The following is a 19,521-nucleotide window of genomic DNA, read 5'->3' as shown; positions in this document are numbered from 1 at the left end:
GTATGATTGATTTTTATTTTTTTCTTGTCGGGAGCATTCTCGCTTCCTTTCTTGGTTTGGTCATTGACCGTTTTCCAGAGCAATCCATTATCAGTCCAGCCAGTCACTGCGATTCCTGTCAGACTCGCTTGCATCCCTTGGATTTGATTCCGATTCTCTCGCAGGTCTTCAATCGCTTTCGCTGTCGCTACTGCAAGGCTCCTTATCCTGTCTGGTATGCCCTCTTTGAACTTGGCTTAGGACTCCTCTTTCTGGCTTGGTCTTGGGAATTGCTTTCCTTGGGGCAAGTCATCCTAATCACTGCTGGTTTGACCTTGGGCATCTACGACTTTCGCCATCAGGAATATCCCTTGCTGGTCTGGCTGACTTTCCACCTAATCCTCATGGCCTGCTCTGGCTGGAATCTGGTCATGGTCTTTTTCCTTGCCCTTGGAATTTTAGCTCATTTTATCGATATTCGCATGGGCGCAGGGGATTTTCTCTTTTTAGCTTCTTGCGCTCTCGTCTTTAGCGCAACAGAATTACTGATCTTGATTCAGTTTGCTTCTGCAACAGGAATTCTAGCCTTTCTCCTGCAAAAGAAAAAGGAAAGACTTCCTTTTGTGCCTTTCCTCTTACTCGCTACTTGTGTGATTGTTTTTGGTAAGTTACTGCTTGTTTGATAAAGTCCTGAATCGGCTCTCCTTGATGGAGGGCTTTTACAATTTTCGAACCAACGATAACGCCATCTGACACCTCATTGAAGCGTTCTACATCGGCTTGACTAGATACACCAAAACCTGTCAAGACTGGGATATCGGCCACTTGATGAAGTTGTGCCAAGTGCTTATCCAAGTCTGCACGGTAATTGCCTGATTTCCCTGTCACCCCATTGATGGCAACGGCATAGACGAATCCTTCTGCCCCATCAATCAACTCTTTCTGGCGCTCAATCCCTGTTGTCAAGCTTACTAGAGGAATCAAGGCCATGTCTGTGTCTGCCAAAAATGGCTCTACAAAATTGGCATGCTCATGAGGCAGGTCTGGAATAATCAAGCCCTTAACTGCTGTATCAGCCAAATCTTTGACAAAGTTCTCCACACCGTACTGAAAGAGGGGGTTGAAGTAGGTCATAATGACCAGTGGAATCTCTGTTTCAATGGTTTTCAAGGTTTCAACCAAAGCTTGTGTCGAAGTCCCCTGGGCTAAACTACGCAAGCCAGCTTCTTCAATCACAGGTCCATCTGCAACAGGGTCTGAAAAGGGAATGCCCACTTCAATGGCAGAGACACCCAAATCTTCTAAAAAGTGGATTGTTTCTCCTAGTCCATCCAAACCTTTCTCGTGGTCTCCAGCCATGATATAGGGAACAAAAATTCCTTTTCCAGCTGCTTTAATAGCGTTCAATTTTTCTGTTAGTGTCTTAGGCATGAGCTTCTCCCTTCTTTGCTGCATCTGCTTCCAAGCGGTCTTTGACTTGGACCACATCCTTGTCCCCACGACCCGATAGGCAGACAATCATGGACTTGTCTGGTCCAAGTTCTTTGGCCAATTTCACCGCAAAGGCAATGGCATGGCTAGATTCCAATGCTGGGATAATCCCTTCCACACGAGACAAGAGCTGGAATCCTTCCAAGGCTTCCTCGTCTGTCACAGGAACATAGCTGGCACGTTTAATATCGTGGTAGTGAGAATGTTCTGGACCGATACCAGGATAGTCCAAACCTGCTGAGATAGAGAAGGCTTCAAGAATTTGACCATGGGCATCTTGGAGCACATCCATGAGAGAACCATGAAGGACACCCGGACGACCCTTGGTCAAGGTAGCTGCATGGTGCTCCGTATCCACACCAAGTCCAGCTGCTTCAGCCCCATACATGGCTACTGACTCATCTTCTACAAATGGATGGAAGAGCCCGATGGCATTTGAACCACCACCAACACAGGCTACTAAGGCATCTGGAAGATTTTTACCTGTCAAGTCACGGTACTGTTGTTTAGCTTCTCTACCGATGACACTTTGGAAGTCACGAACGATTTCTGGGAATGGATGAGGCCCCAAGGCAGAACCAAGAATATAGTGGGTATCATCGATATTAGCTACCCATGAACGAAGGGCTGCATTAACCGCATCCTTGAGCACGCGCGAACCGTCTGTCACTGCCTCAACCTTGGCTCCCAAAAGCTCCATACGGAACACATTGAGGGCTTGGCGTTTGACATCTTCCTCACCCATGTAGATAGTACATTCCATGTTAAAGAGGGCTGCAGCAGTTGCAGTTGCCACACCGTGCTGACCAGCACCTGTTTCAGCGATAATTTTCTTTTTGCCCATGCGTTTAGCCAGAAGAACTTGTCCCAAGGCATTGTTAATCTTGTGGGCCCCTGTATGGTTGAGGTCTTCACGTTTTAGATAAATCTTGGCTCCGCCAATATGCTGGGTCAAGTTTTTTGCGTAGTAAAGGGGAGTTTCACGCCCCACGTACTGACGTAAGAGTTGGTTTAATTCCTCTTGGAAACTTGGGTCTGCCTGACTTTCACGATAGGCCTTCTCCAACTCCAAAACTGCTGTCATCAATGTTTCTGGGACGAAACGTCCGCCGAATTTTCCGTAAAATCCATCTTTATTTGGTTCTTGATATGCCATTCTTTGCTCTCTCTATAAATCTTCTAATCTTTTCCTGATCTTTTTGTCCATCTGTCTCCACTCCGCTTGATACATCTACTGCATAGGGAGTAAAGTGTTGAATTGCTTTTACTACATTGTCTTCATTAAGCCCACCTGCGATAAAGAAGGGCTGAGTTAGTCCAGTCGTATCCAGTTGGCCCCAGTCAAAGGTCTGGCCACTCCCAGCCACAGGGGCATCAAAGAGTAGATAGTCTGCCTGAGAATTGGGTACATGCCCCTCTCCATCCACTTGCACAGCCTGAATGCTGGCACAAGGCAAATTCTCAAACAAATCATCTGCCACCTGACCGTGAACTTGTACAAAGTCCAAGCCAACTTTGTCAATCGCTTCTAGCAGTTCTGCCCGACTTGGTGAAACAAATACACCAACCTTTTTGACATCTGCAGGAATAAGCTTTGCCAACTCAGCAGCCTGATCCAAGGTCACCTGTCTTTTACTAGGTGCGAAGACAAAACCGATGTAGTCTGCTCCTGCTGATACGGCTGTTTCCACCGCTTCTTTAGTAGATAATCCGCAAATTTTAACCTTTGTCAATCTGCAACTCCTTGATTCTCTGGGCTACATCTTCTGCCTGCATGAGAGCTGTCCCAACTAAAATTCCGTTAAAGTATGGTGCTACTCGTTCCGCATCCTGCCCTGTGAAAATAGCAGATTCAGAAATGTAGTAGCGACCTTCTTCAAAGTGCTGGGCCAAGCCTACACTGGTCTGCAAGTCGACTTCAAAGGTGGTCAAGTTACGGTTATTGACCCCAATAATCTCAGCACCAAGTCTATGAGCCACTTCTAGTTCAGCTAGATTGTGAGTCTCCACCAAGACTTCCAGACCAAGCTCTGTCGCGTAGTCGTAAAGTTCCTTGAGGCGTTCTTCTGACAAGGCAGCCACAATGAGCAAAATAACTGTCGCACCTGCATTGCGAGCACGGATGATTTGCTTTTCATCGATGATAAAATCCTTGTTGAGCGTCGGAATGTTTACCTGACTGGAAATTTCCCGCAGATAATCTAAATGTCCTTTAAAGAAGACTTCATCTGTCAAAACCGAAATCATCACTGCTCCGTTTTCTTCATAAGTCTGGGCCTGTTGCACAATATCCACATCGAGATTGATATCTCCCAGACTAGGGCTAGCCTTCTTGACTTCAGCGATTACCTGTAAACGGTCTTGGTGTTGTTTTAGATAGTCAGCCAAGCGATAGGTCTGGCGCAGGGGCTGGATTTCCTCCAGTTCCATCTGCTCAACCTCACGCGCCTTCTGCTCCAAGATTCGTGCTAAAAATTCTTGACTCATTTTTGGTACTCCTGTAACAGTCTGAGTTTTTCAAGAGCCTTGCCACTAGCAATGACTTCGCGGGCCAAGGCAACTCCTTCCTTGATGCTAGCTACCTTACCATTAGCATAGAAACCAAGACCAGCATTTAAAACTGTCGTTTCCAAGAATGGACTTGGTTCGTTTTTAAGAACGCTGAGCAAAATTTCTGCATTTTCCTGAGCATTGCCACCACGGATATCTTCGATAGCGTAGCGCTCCATCCCTAAATCCTCTGGAGTAAAGCTTAACAAGCTGATTTCGCCATTTTCAAGAAGTGCAATCTTGGTTGTTCCGTTCAAGCCGGCTTCATCTAGCCCTTCTGGTCCAGCAACTACAACAGCACGTTTGCGGCCCATATTTTTCAAAACCTGAGCTGTACTTTCTAGAAGTTCTGGACGACTAATTCCAAGAAGCTGTGTTTCCAAAGTCATTGGATGAATCAGGGGACCAGTCAAGTTCATAATCGTTGGAATTCCTAGTTCCAAACGAGCTGGCATGATGTATTTCATAGCTGGGTGCATATTTTTGGCAAAGAGAAAGACGATGCCAGTCTTATCAAAGACCTTACCTAGTTCAGCTGGTTTGAGGTCTAGGTTAATTCCCAGGGCTTCGAGAACGTCTGCAGAGCCAGATTTAGAAGAAATCGAGCGGTTACCGTGCTTGGCCATGTGAACACCGCCACCAGCCAAGACAAAGGCTGCAGTTGTAGAGATGTTAAAGCTGAAAGACTTGTCCCCACCTGTACCACAGTTGTCCATGGCATCATGGATTTCAGTTGGAATATGTTGAGCATGCCCTCTCATGACTTGAGCAACGGCTGTGCGCTCTTCAGGTGTTTCCCCCTTCATCTTAAGAGCCAAAAGGAGAGAAGCAATCTGCGCTTCGGTTACACGCCCAGTTACGATACGCTCAATGACGTCCGTCATTTCAACACCTGATAAATTTTCAAATTTTGCTAATTTTTCAATAATCTCTTTCATCCTAGTTTCCTCACTTTACAACCTTTTCGATAAAATTCCGAATAGAAGACAAACCATCTGGCGTTCCGATACTTTCTGGATGATACTGGAAGCCATAAATCGGTAGGTTTTTGTGTTGAATGCCCATAATAGCTTGGTCATCAGTCGAACGAGCTGTCACTTCAAACCCTTCTGGCATTTCTTCAATCAAAATACTGTGGTAACGCATGACCGCACGGCCATCCTCAATGCCTTGATACAAAACAGATGGCGCTTCAAAGCTGATATTACTCTGTTTCCCATGCATGACTTTTGGAGCCAAGCCTAACTTACCACCAAAGACTTCTGCGATGGCTTGGTGACCCAAACAAATACCTAGAATCGGTTTCTTGCCTGTAAAGTCACGAATCATGTCTTCCATTTTCCCAGCATCAACTGGCCAACCAGGACCCGGAGAAAAGACCAGACCATCTGCTTTTTCAGCTTCTTCATATAGTTTAGGATCATCATTTCTCAAGACTTGCACTTCTGCAAAATTCCCAATGTATTGCGCCAAGTTATAGGTAAAAGAATCATAGTTGTCAATTAATAAAATCATGGTCTTAGTTCTCCAATTCTAGTCATAGATTTAGCCTTGTTAATGGTTTCTTGGTATTCGTTTTGGGCGATAGAGTCGTAGACAATCCCTGCCCCAGCCTGCACATAGGCTGTTTGATTTTTGAGAATCATAGTTCGGATGGCGATGGCGAAATCCATATCACCCGTCGCAGATAAGTATCCGATTGCTCCTGCGTATACGCCCCGTTTTTCCGTTTCCAGTTCATAGATGCGTCTCATAGCTCGAATTTTTGGTGCTCCAGAAACAGTTCCAGCAGGAAGTGTTGCTTTCAAAGCATCCATAGCAGTGAGTTCTGGAAGCAAACGCCCCTTGACCACGCTGGTCAAATGCATAACATAACGGAAGAGCTCCACTTCCATATACTTGGTGACTTGGACACTGGCCGTTTCAGAGATGCGGCCAATATCATTACGACCCAAGTCTACTAACATTCGATGCTCTGCTGTTTCCTTCTCATCCGAAAGCAGGTCTGTCGCCAAGGCCTTGTCCTCTTCATCCGTAGCCCCTCTTGGTCGCGTCCCTGCGATCGGATTGGTTGTCACGATGCCATTTTTAACTGAAACCAAACTTTCAGGACTGGCACCGATGATTTGATAATCCCCAAAATCGTAGAAATAGAGGTAATTAGATGGGTTGGTCACGCGAAGATTTCTGTAGAAGTCAAATGGATTTCCAGTAACTTCTGCTGAGAAACGCTGGCTGAGTACACATTGGAACATATCTCCGTTACGAATCAAGTCACGAGCGATTTCCACCATTTCCTCAAACTTCTGAGGAGCAATATGGGGTTTGAAGTCTAACGGAGATAGATCCAAGTCTTCAAATTCATTTGGAGCAGGAATGCGTAATTCCTCAAGCACTTGGTTCAAGGCTTTTTCCAAGGCCTCTTGACTGCGCTCACTATAGAGAGCATCCTCGATGACATGGATTTTTTCCTTCTTGTGGTCAAAGACCATGTAACTCTCATAGACGAAGAAATGCATGTCTGGCGTTCCAATCGTATCTTGAGGGATTTGACCAATTTCTTCATAAAGCGAAATCATATCGTAACCAACAAAACCAATTGCCCCACCACCAAAAGGTAGATCTGAATGGTGCTGTCTCTTATGAGTCACTTCATAAAGAAAATCCAAGGGATCACGATCAATCACTTGACCATTTTGATAAAGAACTCCATTTTCAAACTTAATATCAAAAACAGGATTATAGGCTAAGATAGAAAAGCGAGCTGTTTCCTTGTCTCTCGGAATACTCTCTAAGATAACCTTGTGTTGCCCCTTTAGGCGCATATAAGCCAAGATTGGTGATAAAACATCTCCATGAATGATTCGTTCCATTGTAATTTCCCTTTCAGTTTCTTATTTTTAATTTTTTATCTTTTTTCTATTTCCCTTAAATAGTGCGGACGGGAGGTAAAATTATCCAGTGGATGATTTTAGAAAACCATGAAATGAAAGACCTAATTTTTGAGCCCCTCGCTCATTCATTTCTAGGCTCAGGCTAAAATAGTTCCCCGAACTATTTTACTCTCAAAAATTCCGTTCTAGAGAAGCATCTTTGCTTCTCTAGAATACCACTATGGTGGGAAATAGCGGTTTAATGCTCACTTCGTTCGCAAATATTTTATAGAAATCTATCTAGTGATGAAGCATAATTTAAAACTGATAGCCATATCTACGATAAATATATAAAAATCCCCACGCAAAATAACTTGCGTGAGGACGAAATTCGCGGTGCCACCTCAATTATAGGATCTCTCCTATCTCTCATTCCTGTCTCAGATACCTCCTGTAACAGGCTGTGCTATAAAGGGCACTCCCTTGAGAATTATGTTTTCTTCTCTCGTTTCAGATGGACCCAACTTTACAGCTTTCTCTGCTTGTTTCCAGCAACCACAAGCTCTCTGTGAGAGAAAAGACTGTAATTTTTCCATCTATTACTTTTTAGCTTCTAGGTAGTCTGCAATCGCAGCTACGTCCTTGTCTCCACGACCAGAGACATTGATAATGATAATGTCGTCTTTGCTTAGTTTCGGTGCACGTTTAACTGCTTCTGCGATAGCGTGTGAGCTTTCAATCGCTGGGATAATCCCTTCAGTCTTGCTGAGGAGGAGCAAGGCTTGAACAGCTTCTTCATCCGTCGCAGCGACATATTCCACGCGACCTGAATCTTTAAAGTAGGCGTGTTCTGGGCCAACCCCTGGATAGTCCAATCCAGCTGAGATAGAGTAAACTGGAGCTAGCTCTCCGTCTTCCTTAAAGACTGCATAAGTCTTCATGCCGTCGACAATTCCGATACTACCTTTTGTCATAGTAGCTGCGTGCTTGTCTGTGTCAAGTCCATGACCAGCAGCTTCGACCCCAACCAATTTAACTTCTTCATCAGCCACATACTGAGAAAAAGCACCGATAGCATTAGAGCCACCACCTACACAGGCAATAACGTAGTCTGGTAAACGACCTTCTTTTTCTAAGATTTGACGGCGAGATTCTTCACTGATAACCTTTTGGAACTCGTGGACAATTGTAGGATATGGGTGAGGTCCCACGGCAGATCCCAGAACATAAAAGGCTTCCAAATCATTCATCCATGCTCCAAAGGCTGCATCAACAGCATCTTTGAGGGTACGAGTCCCTGTTTCAACTGCATGAACAGTTGCTCCCATCATCTCCATACGGAAAACATTGAGGCGTTGTCGTTCCACATCCTCTGCTCCCATGTAGACATCACAGGCCATCCCAAACTTGGCTGCAGCCGCTGCTGTCGCAACACCGTGCTGACCAGCTCCTGTTTCTGCGATTACTCGTTTTTTGCCCATGCGTTTAGCAAGAAGAATTTGTCCTAAAACGTTATTAAGTTTGTGAGAACCAAGGTGGTTAAGGTCTTCACGCTTGAGATAAATCTTAGCGCCACCTAAGTGCTCTGTCAAACTTTCCGCAAAATAGAGCGGTGTTTCGCGACCGGAATAGTCCTTTAAGTAATGGCGAAATTCTGCCAAAAATTCTGGATCATCCTTGTACTTGTCAAATGTCACTTCCAACTCATCCAACAAAGCCTGAATCGGCTCCGGTACAAAACTACCACCAAATTGTCCAAAATAACCTTTAGTTGTCATAAAATTTTCCTCTTTCTGTATTAGTTCCAAGATATGAAAAAAGCCCACACACAGAATATACTTCCGTGTGAGGGCGTTGGTAACGCGGTGCCACCTCAATTATAAAGGGACTATTCCCCTTTACATCTCTGCCTTGTCTAACAACAAGTTGCACTGTAAGGTGTGCGAACCGAATTTTCATTGTTTCAAATTCATTTTTAAAATCAGCCCACTTTCACTACTTCCAACCACCTGTTCACAATCACCACAGGCTCCCTGAAGATCAAAAATAGTTACTTTTCTGATTTATTGAACTTATTTTAATACTTTGTTTTTCCTTTGTCAAGACTTTTTTACAATTTTTTTGATGAAGCTAGTACTTTTTCAGAAACTGTTTTGAAAGTCTCAATGATATAGTCCACTTCTTCATCACTTAATTTAGTGTGAAGAGGGAGCGTAATTTCATTTTCAAAGAAGGCATAGGCCTTAGGATAATTCGCCATATCAAAGCCAAGATTCTTATAGGCTGTCAAGAGCGGAAGCGGTTTGTAGTGGACGTTACTTGCAATTCCTGCTTTAGCTAATTCTTGGATGATGAGGTTGCGCTCTTCTAAACTTGCTCCTTCTACATGGGTGATGTAAAGATGGCGTGAAGATTCAACAGTATCAGTCTTGTGTGCCAATGGATGGATACGAGAACCTGCAAAACCACGATCATAGCGGTCCACGATGTCCTTACGACGTTGCAACAAACTTGGATAGCGGTCCAATTGTACCAAACCAAGGGAAGCCATGATATCAGTCATATTGCACTTGTAGGCTGGTGTGACGATATCGTATTCCCATGAACCCAGTTGCATCTTGGCAAGAGCATCCTTGGTTTGCCCGTGAAGGGAAAGGATTTGGAATTCCTTGTACATCTCTTCGTCGTCAATCGCTGGATTGGCTTTCCAAGTAGCACTTCCTCCCTCCGCAGTTGTAAAGTTCTTAACCGCATGGAATGAGAAGGAAGTAAAGTCAGCGATAGAACCGGCTGGTTGTCCTTTATAAGTTGATCCCAAAGCGTGGGCACTATCAGACACGATCACGATACGGTTAAAGGCCTTTTGCCACTTGCTTGAAGCGGTAAAGAGATCACGTTTTTTCTCCACAACTTGGAACAAACGGTCATAGTCGCAAACAATCCCCGCAAGCTCAACCGGAATAATCACCTTAGTCTTTTCAGTAATGGCTTGCTCCAGCAAGTCATAGTCCATTTCAAACGTATCTGCTTGGATATCCACCATGACAGGGGTCGCCCCTACGTGAGTGATGACACTACATGAAGCTGTATAGGTCATGGCTGGAACGATGACTTCATCACCAGGTCCCACTTCCAAGACGCGCAAAATCAACTCAAGAGCGGCAGTTGCAGAATTGAGGCAGACAGTCTTAGGTGTCTGTGTATATTGAGACAAGCGACGCTCTAGTTCTTTTGTCTTAGGACCTGTTGTGATCCAACCAGAACGCAGGGTATCCGCTACTTCAGCAATTTCTGCTTCGGTAATATCAGGTGGTGAAAATGGAATATTGTAATTTGGCATTGATTTGCTCCTTTTATCTGTACTCATTCTCTCATGACTACTTTATTTTAGCACTTCAAACACAGTTTGAAACATGATTTTGATGTCTCCAAGGAAACTAAACTCTCGGAGATAGTCGAGGTTATAGCGCATCTTTTCAGGAAGGACGTGTTCGACATAGGCTTGGTCAACCGACAAACCTTTCTCCGTCATTTGACTGATAATAGTGTCCTCATCCTTGTAGTGAATGCTAGCTGGAGAGGTAATCCCTGCTGGCAAAAGCAAGGTTGCCATCATTTCAGGGCTATACTGCTCTGTGTAGCGTGGCACTTCAGGACGCGTCCCTACAAAGGACATCTCACCTTTAAGAACATTGACCAACTGAGGCAGTTCGTCCAAACGCACACGGCGGATAAAATTGCCAACCTTGGTAATGCGACTATCGTTAGCAGAAGTCACCAAACTTCCTTTTTTGTCTGCATCCGTCACCATGGTACGGAACTTCCAAATCTTGAAAGGTCGATTGTACTGGGTCACGCGCTCTTGCTTGTAAATTACTGGCCCCTTGCTATCCAACTTGATCCAAATGCTCAAGATGAGAAAGATGGGAGAGGTCAGAATCAGCAAGATTACGGCTAGAACCCAGTCCAAACAACGCTTGAAAATCAGCGAACCCTTCCTTTTAGAGACAAGCTGGTAGTAAGACTCAACCTCGCTTGATTTCATTTCCACGGGCAAGTCTTCCCATTTCAGCATGCTGTTTCTCCTTTGTTTTTATTATACTATTTGTCAACATTTTTCATTATACCACAAAATGGAAAAGGCGGTGAAAGAAATCTGTAATTTGAAGGATTTCCTTCTTACACTCAATAAAAATCAAAGAGCTAGCCGCAGGCTGATCAATGTACAGCTTTGAGATTGCGGATAAAGCTGACATGGCTTGAATAGATTTTCAAAGAGTATTAGGACATGGCACCCGATTGCAAACTATACATCTTGTGATAGGTTCCTCCCAGAGCCAAGAGTTCCTCATGGGTTCCGCTCTCGATAATGCGCCCCTTATCCAAGACATAGATGCAGTTGGCGTCTTGGATGGTAGAAAGACGATGGGCGATGGCAATGGTTGTTCGACCCTGTCTCATCTTAGCCAGCGATGCTTGAACCAAACTTTCTGTTTCAGAGTCAATATTGGCTGTCGCTTCATCCAAAATCAGGATTTTAGGCTGGCTGGCAACTGTTCTAGCAAAGGCAAGAAGCTGGCGTTGACCAGTAGAAAAACTCGAACCACGCTCAGACACAGGGGAGTCGTAACCATGAGGAAGTTCTTGAATAAAGGAATCTGCATCCACAAAAGCAGCCGCAGTCTGAACCTGATCATCACTAAGATTTTGGTACATGGCGATATTGGACTTGATGGTACCATGATAGAGGAAGGGATCCTGAAAGACCAGACCGATGTTTTTTCTCAGTTCTTCCTGACTGAAATCCCTGATATCCACACCATCCAAGAGAACTCGCCCTGACTGGAATTCATAAAAACGCATGAGGACATTGATAATAGACGATTTCCCGGAACCTGTATGACCCACAAAAGCAATGGTTTCACCCTTGTTAACAGAGAAAGAAATATCATCCAGAATCTGATGTTTACCGTCATATGAGAAACACACATGTTCAAAACGGATATTGCCTTCTTGGATTTTGGCTTGCCCATCATTTTGAAGGGGCTCATAGGTCCTCTCATCAATCAAGGCAAAAACACGACCTGCAGAAACCATAGAAGTTTGAAGGGTTGAAAAGTTTTGCGTCACTTCAATCAAGGGGTCAAAGAGACGATTGATGTACTGGATAAAGGCATACATGGTTCCTGCCGTTATTCCCAGATAAAGTCCACGATAGCCAAAATAGGCCATCAAGACAGCATAACCTAAAAGTTTCAGCAAACTCATGGCGGGGCGTAAAAAGAGGGCATCCAAGGCTACAGAACGGTTGGCATAGACCAAGTGTTCTTGGTTAATCTCATCAAATTCTGACTGTAGGCGCTTCTCTTGATTAAAGGCCTGAATAATCCTGATGCCCTCGATGTTTTCAGCCAGCTTGCTATTGATATCTGACAAGAGACTTCTGGTTTTCTCAATGATTTTCACTGATTTTTTCCGATAGAGATTGACCAAAAGGAAAATCAAGGGGAGAAAGAGCAAGACCAGTGCTGTCAAACGAAAATCCAATACCAACATGGTATAAAGAGTTGTCAGAAAGATGAAAACTGCTGAGATAAAGCTAGATAAAATCCCCGAAAACATATCACTGATAGTCTCGGTGTCATTTGTCAAACGAGAGACGATAGAGCCTGCTGGCGTCTTGTCAAAATAAGACATGCCCAATTTCTCCATATTGGCAAAGGCATCCCGACGAATATCCCTAACAATACTGTAGGACACCCGTGCAAAGAGAAGATTACCGACATACTGAACTACAGTTTGTAGGATATAAAGGCCATAGTAGGCCAGCAAAACGGTCACAGCGAGTTGGTTGAGATTACTCAGATACTGGTCGATAAAGTGGGAAGCCACAAGGGGAATGACACTTTTAATGACCGTCGTCGCTAGGAGAAAACTGAGTGCCAAAAAGGTCAGGAGGCCGTAAGGCTTGAGATAGGACATCAAGCGCTTCAATACAGTCCATTGTTCTTTCTTATTCTGCATCTTCTTCTCCTTTCATTTCCAGCTGCTGAGACTGGTAGGTTTGGGCATACCAGCCATCCAAAGCTAGCAAGTCTTCGTGTGTGCCCTGTTCGATAATTTGACCATTTTGCAGGACTAAAATCAAATCTGCATGGACAACTGCACTCAGGCGATGAGCCGTAATAATGGTTGTCTTATCCTTTCGCGTCTCCTTGAGGTTGTCGATAATCGCATACTCTGTCTTGGCATCCACGGCCGACAAAGAATCATCCAAAATCAAGATATCAGGGTCTAAAATCATAGCCCGACTCATGGCCAGACGCTGCTTTTGACCACCAGAAAGACTGACTCCCTTTTCACCAATCAGCGTATCAAATCCCTGAGGCATGGCTACAATGTCTTGGTAAACTTGGGCTAGCTTAGTCGCTTCCTCGACCGCTGAAAGTGGTAAATCAGGATTCCCAAAGCGAATATTGTCTAAGATAGAGGTCGCAAAGAGAAACTGGTCCTGAGGGACGTAGCCCATAAGACTGCGAAGGTCTGTCAGACGATAGTCCCGAATATCGTAGCCATTTAGATAAATGGCTCCCTTATCCACATCGTACTCACGCAAGAGGAGCTTAATCAAGGACGTTTTTCCAGAGCCTGTTTGCCCGACCAATCCCAGAGTTTGCCCTTTTTCCAAACTAAAGTGAACATTTGTCAGTGTTTCCTCATTTTCAAATGCAAAACTATCAACGGCATACTGCAAGCGCCCGTTTTCAATTCCATCTAAAGGAAACTCAGGGTCCTGTACAGGTGATTCCTGAGACAAAAGTTCCTCAATTCGCTGGTAAGAAACCTTCCCTCGCTGGGTAATATTAAAGAGGAAGCCGATGGCCATGAGAGGCCAAACTAGCATATCCAAGTAGCTGATAAAGGTAACTAGATTCCCAACCGTGATTTGCCCTTTCTGAACCATCAAGTAGCCTACCAGGAGCGTTAAAACATAGGAGGAACCAACAAACAAGAGAACCATGGGGTCAAAGAGACTATCGTATTTCATGGTTTGCAGGTTCTTTTGGAAGGTCAATTCATTGACTGCCTGAAAGGACTTCAACTCATCCGTCTGATACCCGAAAGATTTGGTCACTTTGATACCCGATACCGACTCCTGCACCTTGTTATTGAGTTCAGAGAAAGCAGCCTGCGATTCACCAAAAGCCTTGTGGGTCTTTCTCCCTAGACGACTGGTCGCATAAGCCATAAAAGGCAAGGGAAGAATGGCAACTAGCGTCATCTGCCAAGAAATGCTAAAGAGCATGGTCAGTAAGGTCACCAGAGCCGTGATAGAGGCATCCACCGCAGACATGACTCCTCCACCTGCGAGACGGGTTAAGGCATTGATATCGTTGGTGGCATGCGCCATCAGGTCCCCCGTCCTATAGGTTTGATAAAAGGCTGGAGACATTTTTGTGAAATGCTCAAATAAGCGAGAGCGCATAATCTGTCCCAAACGGTAGGAAGTCCCAAGGATATACATACGCCAAACATAGCGCAGATAGTACATCCCAAAGGCTGCAAGAAGCAAGTAAAATAGGGCAAGAAGGAGGTCCTGCTGGGTTAATTGCCCCGATGTGATGGCATCAATGACCCTCCCCATAACCATTGGGGGAATGAGGTTGAGGACGGAAACCAAGACCAGAGCCACAATCCCGACTAAATAACGGCGTTTTTCTAACTTGAAAAACCACCAAAGTTTTTGAATAATGGACATAACATCCCTTTCTGATTGCAAATAGAAACCTGAGGCCAAGACCCCAGGTTTTTCTTATTCATAGGTTACGACTGTGACCGCACCCTTGTCATACTCAGCGATAAAGATATTGGCTACATTGTCATGTCCTTGTTTGCTGAGGTTATCAAGCAACCACTCTTCGTTACGACCAATCGACTCCAAAACATCGACTTGTATCACACCGTCAGTCACAACTGGATACTTAGGATTTTCATCTCCCATTTGGACCACGATGAGTTGGCCATTTTGCTCCTGCACAGCGCATTTGACCTGCTTCATCTGGAAAATCCCTTGGCTACGAAGCTTGAGGGCTACTTCCGCTGCAGACAAGCCAACTGAACGACAGGCTTCTGGGTCAATCTGCCCATTTTTGATAAGGAGAGTTGGTTTTCCATCAATCAAGCGTTTGACAAAGCGAACATTGTTATTGAGCCACTTGAGGGTCAAGACCAAAATCGTCCACATCATCAAAATCACTGCATACTGGAGAATGCTGATAGAACTATTGTAAATCACCCCACCGATGATACCACCGAGAACATAGTTCTGAATTTGGTCTGTCGCAGAGTTAGGTGCTAGGTTCCCCTTTCCTGTCACATTAATAACAAAAACAAGAGAGAAAAGACCCAAGGCCAGTTTGATTAAAATTTCCATATAATTGAGTGTCATTTGTTTACCTCCACCAATTCAATAGCGTCTGTTTGATGCAATTCTAATTTCTCTAAAAGATACTTGTCTGGTTGGCTCCCGTTCATGGCGCGGTAGAAATTTGGACCTACCTTGACAAGCGCTCCATCAGTGGCAGCTGAAGTATTAACGTAAACTTCTGATTTATCCACCCCCAAGTCTTTGGAAACAACCTCTATGAAATGAAGTGAGGTTTGAAATTGATTGTTAGAGGCTTGATTGGTCTGGTATTTTGAGATTGTTACCAAAAGCATGGCTACCAAGGTCAAGGCCAAAATCATGACCAATTCCCGAAACTTAGTCCCCTTTTTATCTCGATAAGCCTTAAAAGCAAAAAATCCTGTGATAGCTAGGAGCACAATCCCAAAGCCAATCATGATTCCATTTTGTTGACTGATTTGGCTAAGCACATAGTCATATGAGTAAAATTTCATTTATTTTCACTCCCTTTCATAAAATCATTCTTTATTATAAACGAAAGAGGGTGATTTTTCAAACCATACGTTGGGGAAATAGACCTTTTTTTGGTATAATAAAATCTATAATCTGAATGAAAAAGGTAACTTTATGAAACTTATCTCATGGAATATTGATTCCCTCAATGCAGCCCTAACTAGTGACTCAGCTCGTGCCAAATTGTCCCAAGAAGTCCTACAAACCTTGGTCGCTGAAAATGCTGATATCATTGCTATCCAAGAAACCAAGCTTTCTGCCAAAGGCCCTACAAAGAAACACTTGGAAATTTTAGAAGAACTCTTCCCAGGCTACGAAAACACGTGGCGCTCTTCCCAAGAACCTGCCCGTAAAGGCTATGCTGGAACCATGTTCCTTTATAAGAAAGAACTTACACCTACTGTCACTTTCCCAGAAATCGGTGCCCCTTCTACCATGGACTTGGAAGGTCGTATCATCACTCTAGAATTTGATAAATTTTTCGTGACCCAAGTTTACACTCCAAACGCTGGAGACGGCCTCAAACGCTTGGAAGAACGTCAAGTATGGGATGTCAAATATGCTGAGTATTTGGCTCAACTAGACAAAGAAAAACCAGTCCTTGCAACCGGTGACTACAATGTGGCCCACAATGAGATTGACCTTGCAAATCCTGCTAGCAACCGCCGTTCACCAGGATTTACCGACGAGGAGCGTGCTGGATTTACCAACCTTTTAGCAACTGGATTTACGGATACCTTCCGCCACATTCACGGCGATGTTCCAGAACGCTACACTTGGTGGGCACAGCGCAGCAAGACTTCTAAAATCAACAATACAGGCTGGAGAATCGACTACTGGCTGACAAGTAACCGCATCGCTGACAAGGTGACTAAGTCTGATATGATCGACTCAGGAGCTCGCCAAGACCACACACCCATTGTCTTGGAAATTGAACTTTAAGGAGGAATCCGATGGACTATCAGCCTGTCATTCCCGAATTTGTGGTATCTGACCTCGAACAGTCGCGCCACTTCTACTGCGACCTGATAGGATTCTCTGTCGAATACGAGCGTCCAGAGGAGAAATTTCTCTTCCTCTCGCTTGAAGACTGCCAACTTATGCTAGAAGAAGGCAGCGCAGAAGAATTAGCTCAGCTGACCTATCCTTTCGGGCGCGGTGTCAATATTTCCTTTGGCATTGCAGATGTTCCTCAGCTCCACCAAAAACTGCTGGAAGCTGACTATCCTATCCATCGTCCCCTGACAAAAAGAGAATTTCGAGTAGAAGATAGCTTTATATATCCTCATGAATTTGCAGTTTTGGATCCAGATGGCTATTTTTTAAGATTTAGCGAGTAGAATAATAAAGATTTGGAAAAAGTCTTTAAAGTTAGAAAAAGGCATATTGTCAAGTCTTGAAAAATCTTGATAATATGCCTTTTATGATGGAAAAACCTTCTAAATGTTAGCCAATAAGTTAATTTTTGCCCATTTTTATTATATTTGTTCGTTTTTCAAACCAAAACACTAACAAAACATTTGATTTCTAAAGTTATTTAGTGTAAAATAAAAACATTGGCTCAAGCCTATTTGAAATTGAATATCATTTTACTTGTTTATGTCGTGAATTGGCATGACGTTTCTACAAGGTGCCGGAACACCTAACAATAAGTAAGTCAGAAGTGAGGTATGGTCGTTTTTGCCATGCCTATTTTGGGGACTTACTTAGATATTAAGTAGGTCCTTTTTGAATATTTTTAATATTTCCCTTAATTAGTGCAGACGGGATCACTATAGAAACATTTAAACAACAAGTAAATTAGCTTTTAGACTTTAGGAGGTCTTATGAAATTATTAGAAGAGCGCATCCTCAAGGATGGGCATATCTTGGGTGATAACATCCTCAAGGTGGATTCCTTTTTAACCCACCAAGTTGACTTTAGCCTGATGAGAGAGATTGGTAAGGTTTTTGCGGAAAAATTCGCTTCTGCTGGCATTACCAAAGTCGTAACTATTGAAGCGTCGGGTATTGCCCCAGCCGTTTTTACAGCTGAAGCCTTAAACGTTCCCATGATTTTCGCTAAAAAAGCTAAAAACATTACTATGAACGAAGGTATCTTAACTGCCCAAGTCTACTCCTTTACCAAGCAGGTAACCAGCACCGTTTCTGTCGCTGGAAAATTCCTCTCACCAGAGGACAAGGTCTTGATTATCGACGATTTCCTTGCTAATGGCCAAGCTGCCAAAGGCTTGATTCAAATCATCGAACAGGCTGGAGCCACAGTCGAAGCTATCGGTATTGTGATTGAAAAATCTTTCCAAGATGGCCGTGATTTGCTTGAAAAAGCAGGCTACCCTGTTCTATCACTCGCTCGTTTGGATCGTTTTGAAAATGGTCAAGTCGTATTTAAGGAGGCAGATCTTTAATGCAAACTCAAGAAAAACATTCGCAAGCAGCCGTTCTTGGTTTGCAGCACTTACTAGCTATGTACTCAGGATCCATCCTGGTTCCCATCATGATTGCGACAGCCCTTGGCTATTCAACTGAGCAGTTAACCTACCTGATTTCCACAGATATCTTCATGTGTGGGGTAGCAACCTTCCTCCAACTCCAACTCAACAAATACTTTGGAATTGGATTACCAGTCGTTCTCGGAGTTGCCTTCCAATCAGTCGCTCCTTTGATTATGATTGGACAAAGCCGTGGTAGTGGTGCTATGTTTGGTGCCCTTATCGCATCAGGGATTTACGTTGTTCTTGTGTCAGGCATCTTCTCAAAAGTAGCTAATCTCTTCCCATCTATCGTAACAGGATCTGTTATTACCACGATTGGTTTAACCTTGATTCCTGTCGCTATTGGAAATATGGGAAATAACGTTCCAGAGCCAACTGGTCAAAGTCTCTTGCTTGCAGCTATTACTGTTCTGATTATCCTCTTGATTAACATCTTTACCAAAGGATTTATCAAGTCTATCTCTATTTTGATTGGTTTGGTTGTTGGAACTGCCATTGCTGCTAGCATGGGTTTGGTGGACTTCTCTCCTGTTGCGGCAGCACCACTTGTCCATGTCCCAACTCCACTCTACTTTGGGATGCCAACCTTTGAAATCTCATCTATTGTCATGATGTGTATCATCGCAACGGTGTCTATGGTTGAGTCTACTGGTGTTTATCTGGCCTTGTCTGATATCACAAAAGATCCAATCGACAGCACGCGCCTTCGCAACGGTTACCGCGCAGAAGGTTTGGCCGTACTTCTCGGAGGAATCTTTAACACCTTCCCTTACACAGGATTTTCACAAAACGTTGGTTTGGTTAAATTATCAGGTATCAAGACTCGCCTGCCAATCTACTACGCGGCTGGTTTCCTGGTTCTTCTTGGACTCCTTCCTAAGTTTGGTGCCCTTGCCCAAATCATTCCGAGTCCTGTCCTCGGTGGTGCCATGCTGGTGATGTTTGGTTTTGTATCTATTCAAGGGATGCAAATCCTCGCCCGTGTTGACTTTGCTAACAATGAACACAACTTCCTTATCGCAGCAGTCTCAATCGCTGCAGGTGTCGGACTCAACAACAGTAATCTCTTCATCAGCATGCCGACAGCCTTCCAAATGTTCTTCTCAAACGGAATCGTCGTAGCCAGCCTACTTGCTATTGTCCTAAATGCCGTATTAAATCATAAAAAGAAATAAGAAAAAGAGGTGTGAGCCTCTTTTTTGTGTAGCTAATG

The 19,521-nt window shown here is 44.0% G+C and carries 19 protein-coding genes, 1 riboswitch and 2 other annotated features; of the genes, 5 read left to right on the top strand and 14 right to left on the bottom strand.

The window, feature by feature from the left end; all coding sequences use genetic code 11:
* Positions 1-2 precede the first annotated feature (2 nt).
* The gene (locus M1G05_RS00260) at positions 3-662 is read left to right on the top strand and encodes a prepilin peptidase (RefSeq protein WP_247952671.1); all 660 of its coding nucleotides are present in this window, start codon (positions 3-5) and stop codon (positions 660-662) included.
* On the opposite strand, the gene trpA is transcribed toward M1G05_RS00260, so the two are convergent.
* The 14 genes from trpA to M1G05_RS00190 all read right to left on the bottom strand — a co-directional run bounded on the left by trpA (position 622) and on the right by M1G05_RS00190 (position 15,794).
* Positions 622-1,410, bottom strand: coding sequence for a tryptophan synthase subunit alpha (trpA, locus tag M1G05_RS00255; RefSeq protein WP_247952670.1), 789 nt, complete (start codon positions 1,408-1,410; stop codon positions 622-624). The genes M1G05_RS00260 and trpA overlap by 41 nt on opposite strands.
* Entirely contained in the window at positions 1,403-2,626 is a 1,224-nt protein-coding gene (gene trpB, locus M1G05_RS00250) for a tryptophan synthase subunit beta (protein WP_049488262.1), read from the bottom strand. Before trpB (M1G05_RS00250) ends, trpA begins: the two co-directional genes overlap by 8 nt.
* Positions 2,604-3,203, bottom strand: a complete 600-nt coding sequence (locus tag M1G05_RS00245; protein WP_247952669.1) for a phosphoribosylanthranilate isomerase — start codon at positions 3,201-3,203, stop codon at positions 2,604-2,606. Before M1G05_RS00245 ends, trpB (M1G05_RS00250) begins: the two co-directional genes overlap by 23 nt.
* Complete coding sequence (trpC, locus tag M1G05_RS00240) at positions 3,190-3,957, bottom strand: indole-3-glycerol phosphate synthase TrpC (RefSeq protein ID WP_247952668.1); 768 nt, start codon at positions 3,955-3,957, stop codon at positions 3,190-3,192. Before trpC ends, M1G05_RS00245 begins: the two co-directional genes overlap by 14 nt.
* Positions 3,954-4,958 carry an anthranilate phosphoribosyltransferase gene (trpD, locus tag M1G05_RS00235; protein ID WP_247952667.1) on the bottom strand — a complete coding sequence of 335 codons (1,005 nt, stop codon included), beginning with the start codon at positions 4,956-4,958 and terminating at the stop codon, positions 3,954-3,956. Before trpD ends, trpC begins: the two co-directional genes overlap by 4 nt.
* Before the next feature lie 10 nt (positions 4,959-4,968).
* Complete coding sequence (locus M1G05_RS00230) at positions 4,969-5,535, bottom strand: aminodeoxychorismate/anthranilate synthase component II (RefSeq protein ID WP_247952666.1); 567 nt, start codon at positions 5,533-5,535, stop codon at positions 4,969-4,971.
* Positions 5,532-6,893 (bottom strand): anthranilate synthase component I, encoded by a 1,362-nt coding sequence (gene trpE / locus M1G05_RS00225; protein ID WP_247952665.1) that lies wholly within the window; start codon positions 6,891-6,893, stop codon positions 5,532-5,534. The genes M1G05_RS00230 and trpE overlap by 4 nt, the downstream gene beginning before the upstream one ends.
* A gap of 377 nt (positions 6,894-7,270) precedes the next feature.
* Positions 7,271-7,502 (bottom strand) — a binding site (T-box leader).
* Entirely contained in the window at positions 7,493-8,671 is a 1,179-nt protein-coding gene (trpB, locus tag M1G05_RS00220) for a tryptophan synthase subunit beta (protein ID WP_004262199.1), read from the bottom strand. (Overlaps the previous feature by 10 nt.)
* Before the next feature lie 66 nt (positions 8,672-8,737).
* Positions 8,738-8,969, bottom strand: a binding site (T-box leader).
* Between the two features lie 34 nt (positions 8,970-9,003).
* A complete protein-coding gene (locus tag M1G05_RS00215) occupies positions 9,004-10,233 on the bottom strand; it encodes a DegT/DnrJ/EryC1/StrS family aminotransferase (RefSeq protein WP_247952664.1) in 1,230 nt (409 codons plus the stop codon).
* A gap of 42 nt (positions 10,234-10,275) precedes the next feature.
* Entirely contained in the window at positions 10,276-10,968 is a 693-nt protein-coding gene (locus tag M1G05_RS00210; protein WP_045605803.1) for a sugar transferase, read from the bottom strand.
* A 206-nt stretch (positions 10,969-11,174) separates the two neighbouring features.
* Positions 11,175-12,917 (bottom strand): ABC transporter ATP-binding protein, encoded by a 1,743-nt coding sequence (locus tag M1G05_RS00205; RefSeq protein WP_247952663.1) that lies wholly within the window; start codon positions 12,915-12,917, stop codon positions 11,175-11,177.
* The gene (locus tag M1G05_RS00200; protein ID WP_247952662.1) at positions 12,907-14,652 is read right to left on the bottom strand and encodes an ABC transporter ATP-binding protein; all 1,746 of its coding nucleotides are present in this window, start codon (positions 14,650-14,652) and stop codon (positions 12,907-12,909) included. Before M1G05_RS00200 ends, M1G05_RS00205 begins: the two co-directional genes overlap by 11 nt.
* Before the next feature lie 54 nt (positions 14,653-14,706).
* Positions 14,707-15,342 (bottom strand): DUF421 domain-containing protein, encoded by a 636-nt coding sequence (locus M1G05_RS00195; RefSeq protein WP_000174450.1) that lies wholly within the window; start codon positions 15,340-15,342, stop codon positions 14,707-14,709.
* Positions 15,339-15,794, bottom strand: a complete 456-nt coding sequence (locus M1G05_RS00190; protein ID WP_000675331.1) for a DUF3290 family protein — start codon at positions 15,792-15,794, stop codon at positions 15,339-15,341. The genes M1G05_RS00195 and M1G05_RS00190 overlap by 4 nt, the downstream gene beginning before the upstream one ends.
* A 133-nt stretch (positions 15,795-15,927) precedes the next feature.
* Here M1G05_RS00190 and M1G05_RS00185 point away from each other — a divergent pair, with 133 nt between their 5' ends.
* From M1G05_RS00185 to M1G05_RS00170, 4 genes are all read left to right on the top strand, one after another.
* Positions 15,928-16,755, top strand: a complete 828-nt coding sequence (locus M1G05_RS00185; RefSeq protein WP_247952661.1) for an exodeoxyribonuclease III — start codon at positions 15,928-15,930, stop codon at positions 16,753-16,755.
* 11 nt (positions 16,756-16,766) lie between these two features.
* Positions 16,767-17,153, top strand: coding sequence for a bleomycin resistance protein (locus tag M1G05_RS00180; protein ID WP_247952660.1), 387 nt, complete (start codon positions 16,767-16,769; stop codon positions 17,151-17,153).
* 233 nt (positions 17,154-17,386) lie between these two features.
* A riboswitch (purine riboswitch) is annotated at positions 17,387-17,482 on the top strand.
* Positions 17,483-17,639: 157 nt separating this feature from the next.
* Entirely contained in the window at positions 17,640-18,221 is a 582-nt protein-coding gene (locus tag M1G05_RS00175) for a xanthine phosphoribosyltransferase (RefSeq protein ID WP_247952659.1), read from the top strand.
* Positions 18,221-19,483: a nucleobase:cation symporter-2 family protein gene (locus tag M1G05_RS00170; protein ID WP_247952658.1), complete on the top strand. Its 1,263-nt coding sequence runs from the start codon at positions 18,221-18,223 to the stop codon at positions 19,481-19,483. Before M1G05_RS00175 ends, M1G05_RS00170 begins: the two co-directional genes overlap by 1 nt.
* Positions 19,484-19,521: the final 38 nt, after the last annotated feature.

This window comes from Streptococcus mitis (genome assembly GCF_023109515.1).
In the GTDB taxonomy this organism is placed as follows: Bacteria; Bacillota; Bacilli; order Lactobacillales; family Streptococcaceae; genus Streptococcus; species Streptococcus mitis_CS.
The sequence above is the reverse complement of the archived record's forward strand: the minus strand, read 5'-3'. Positions and strand labels throughout refer to the sequence as shown.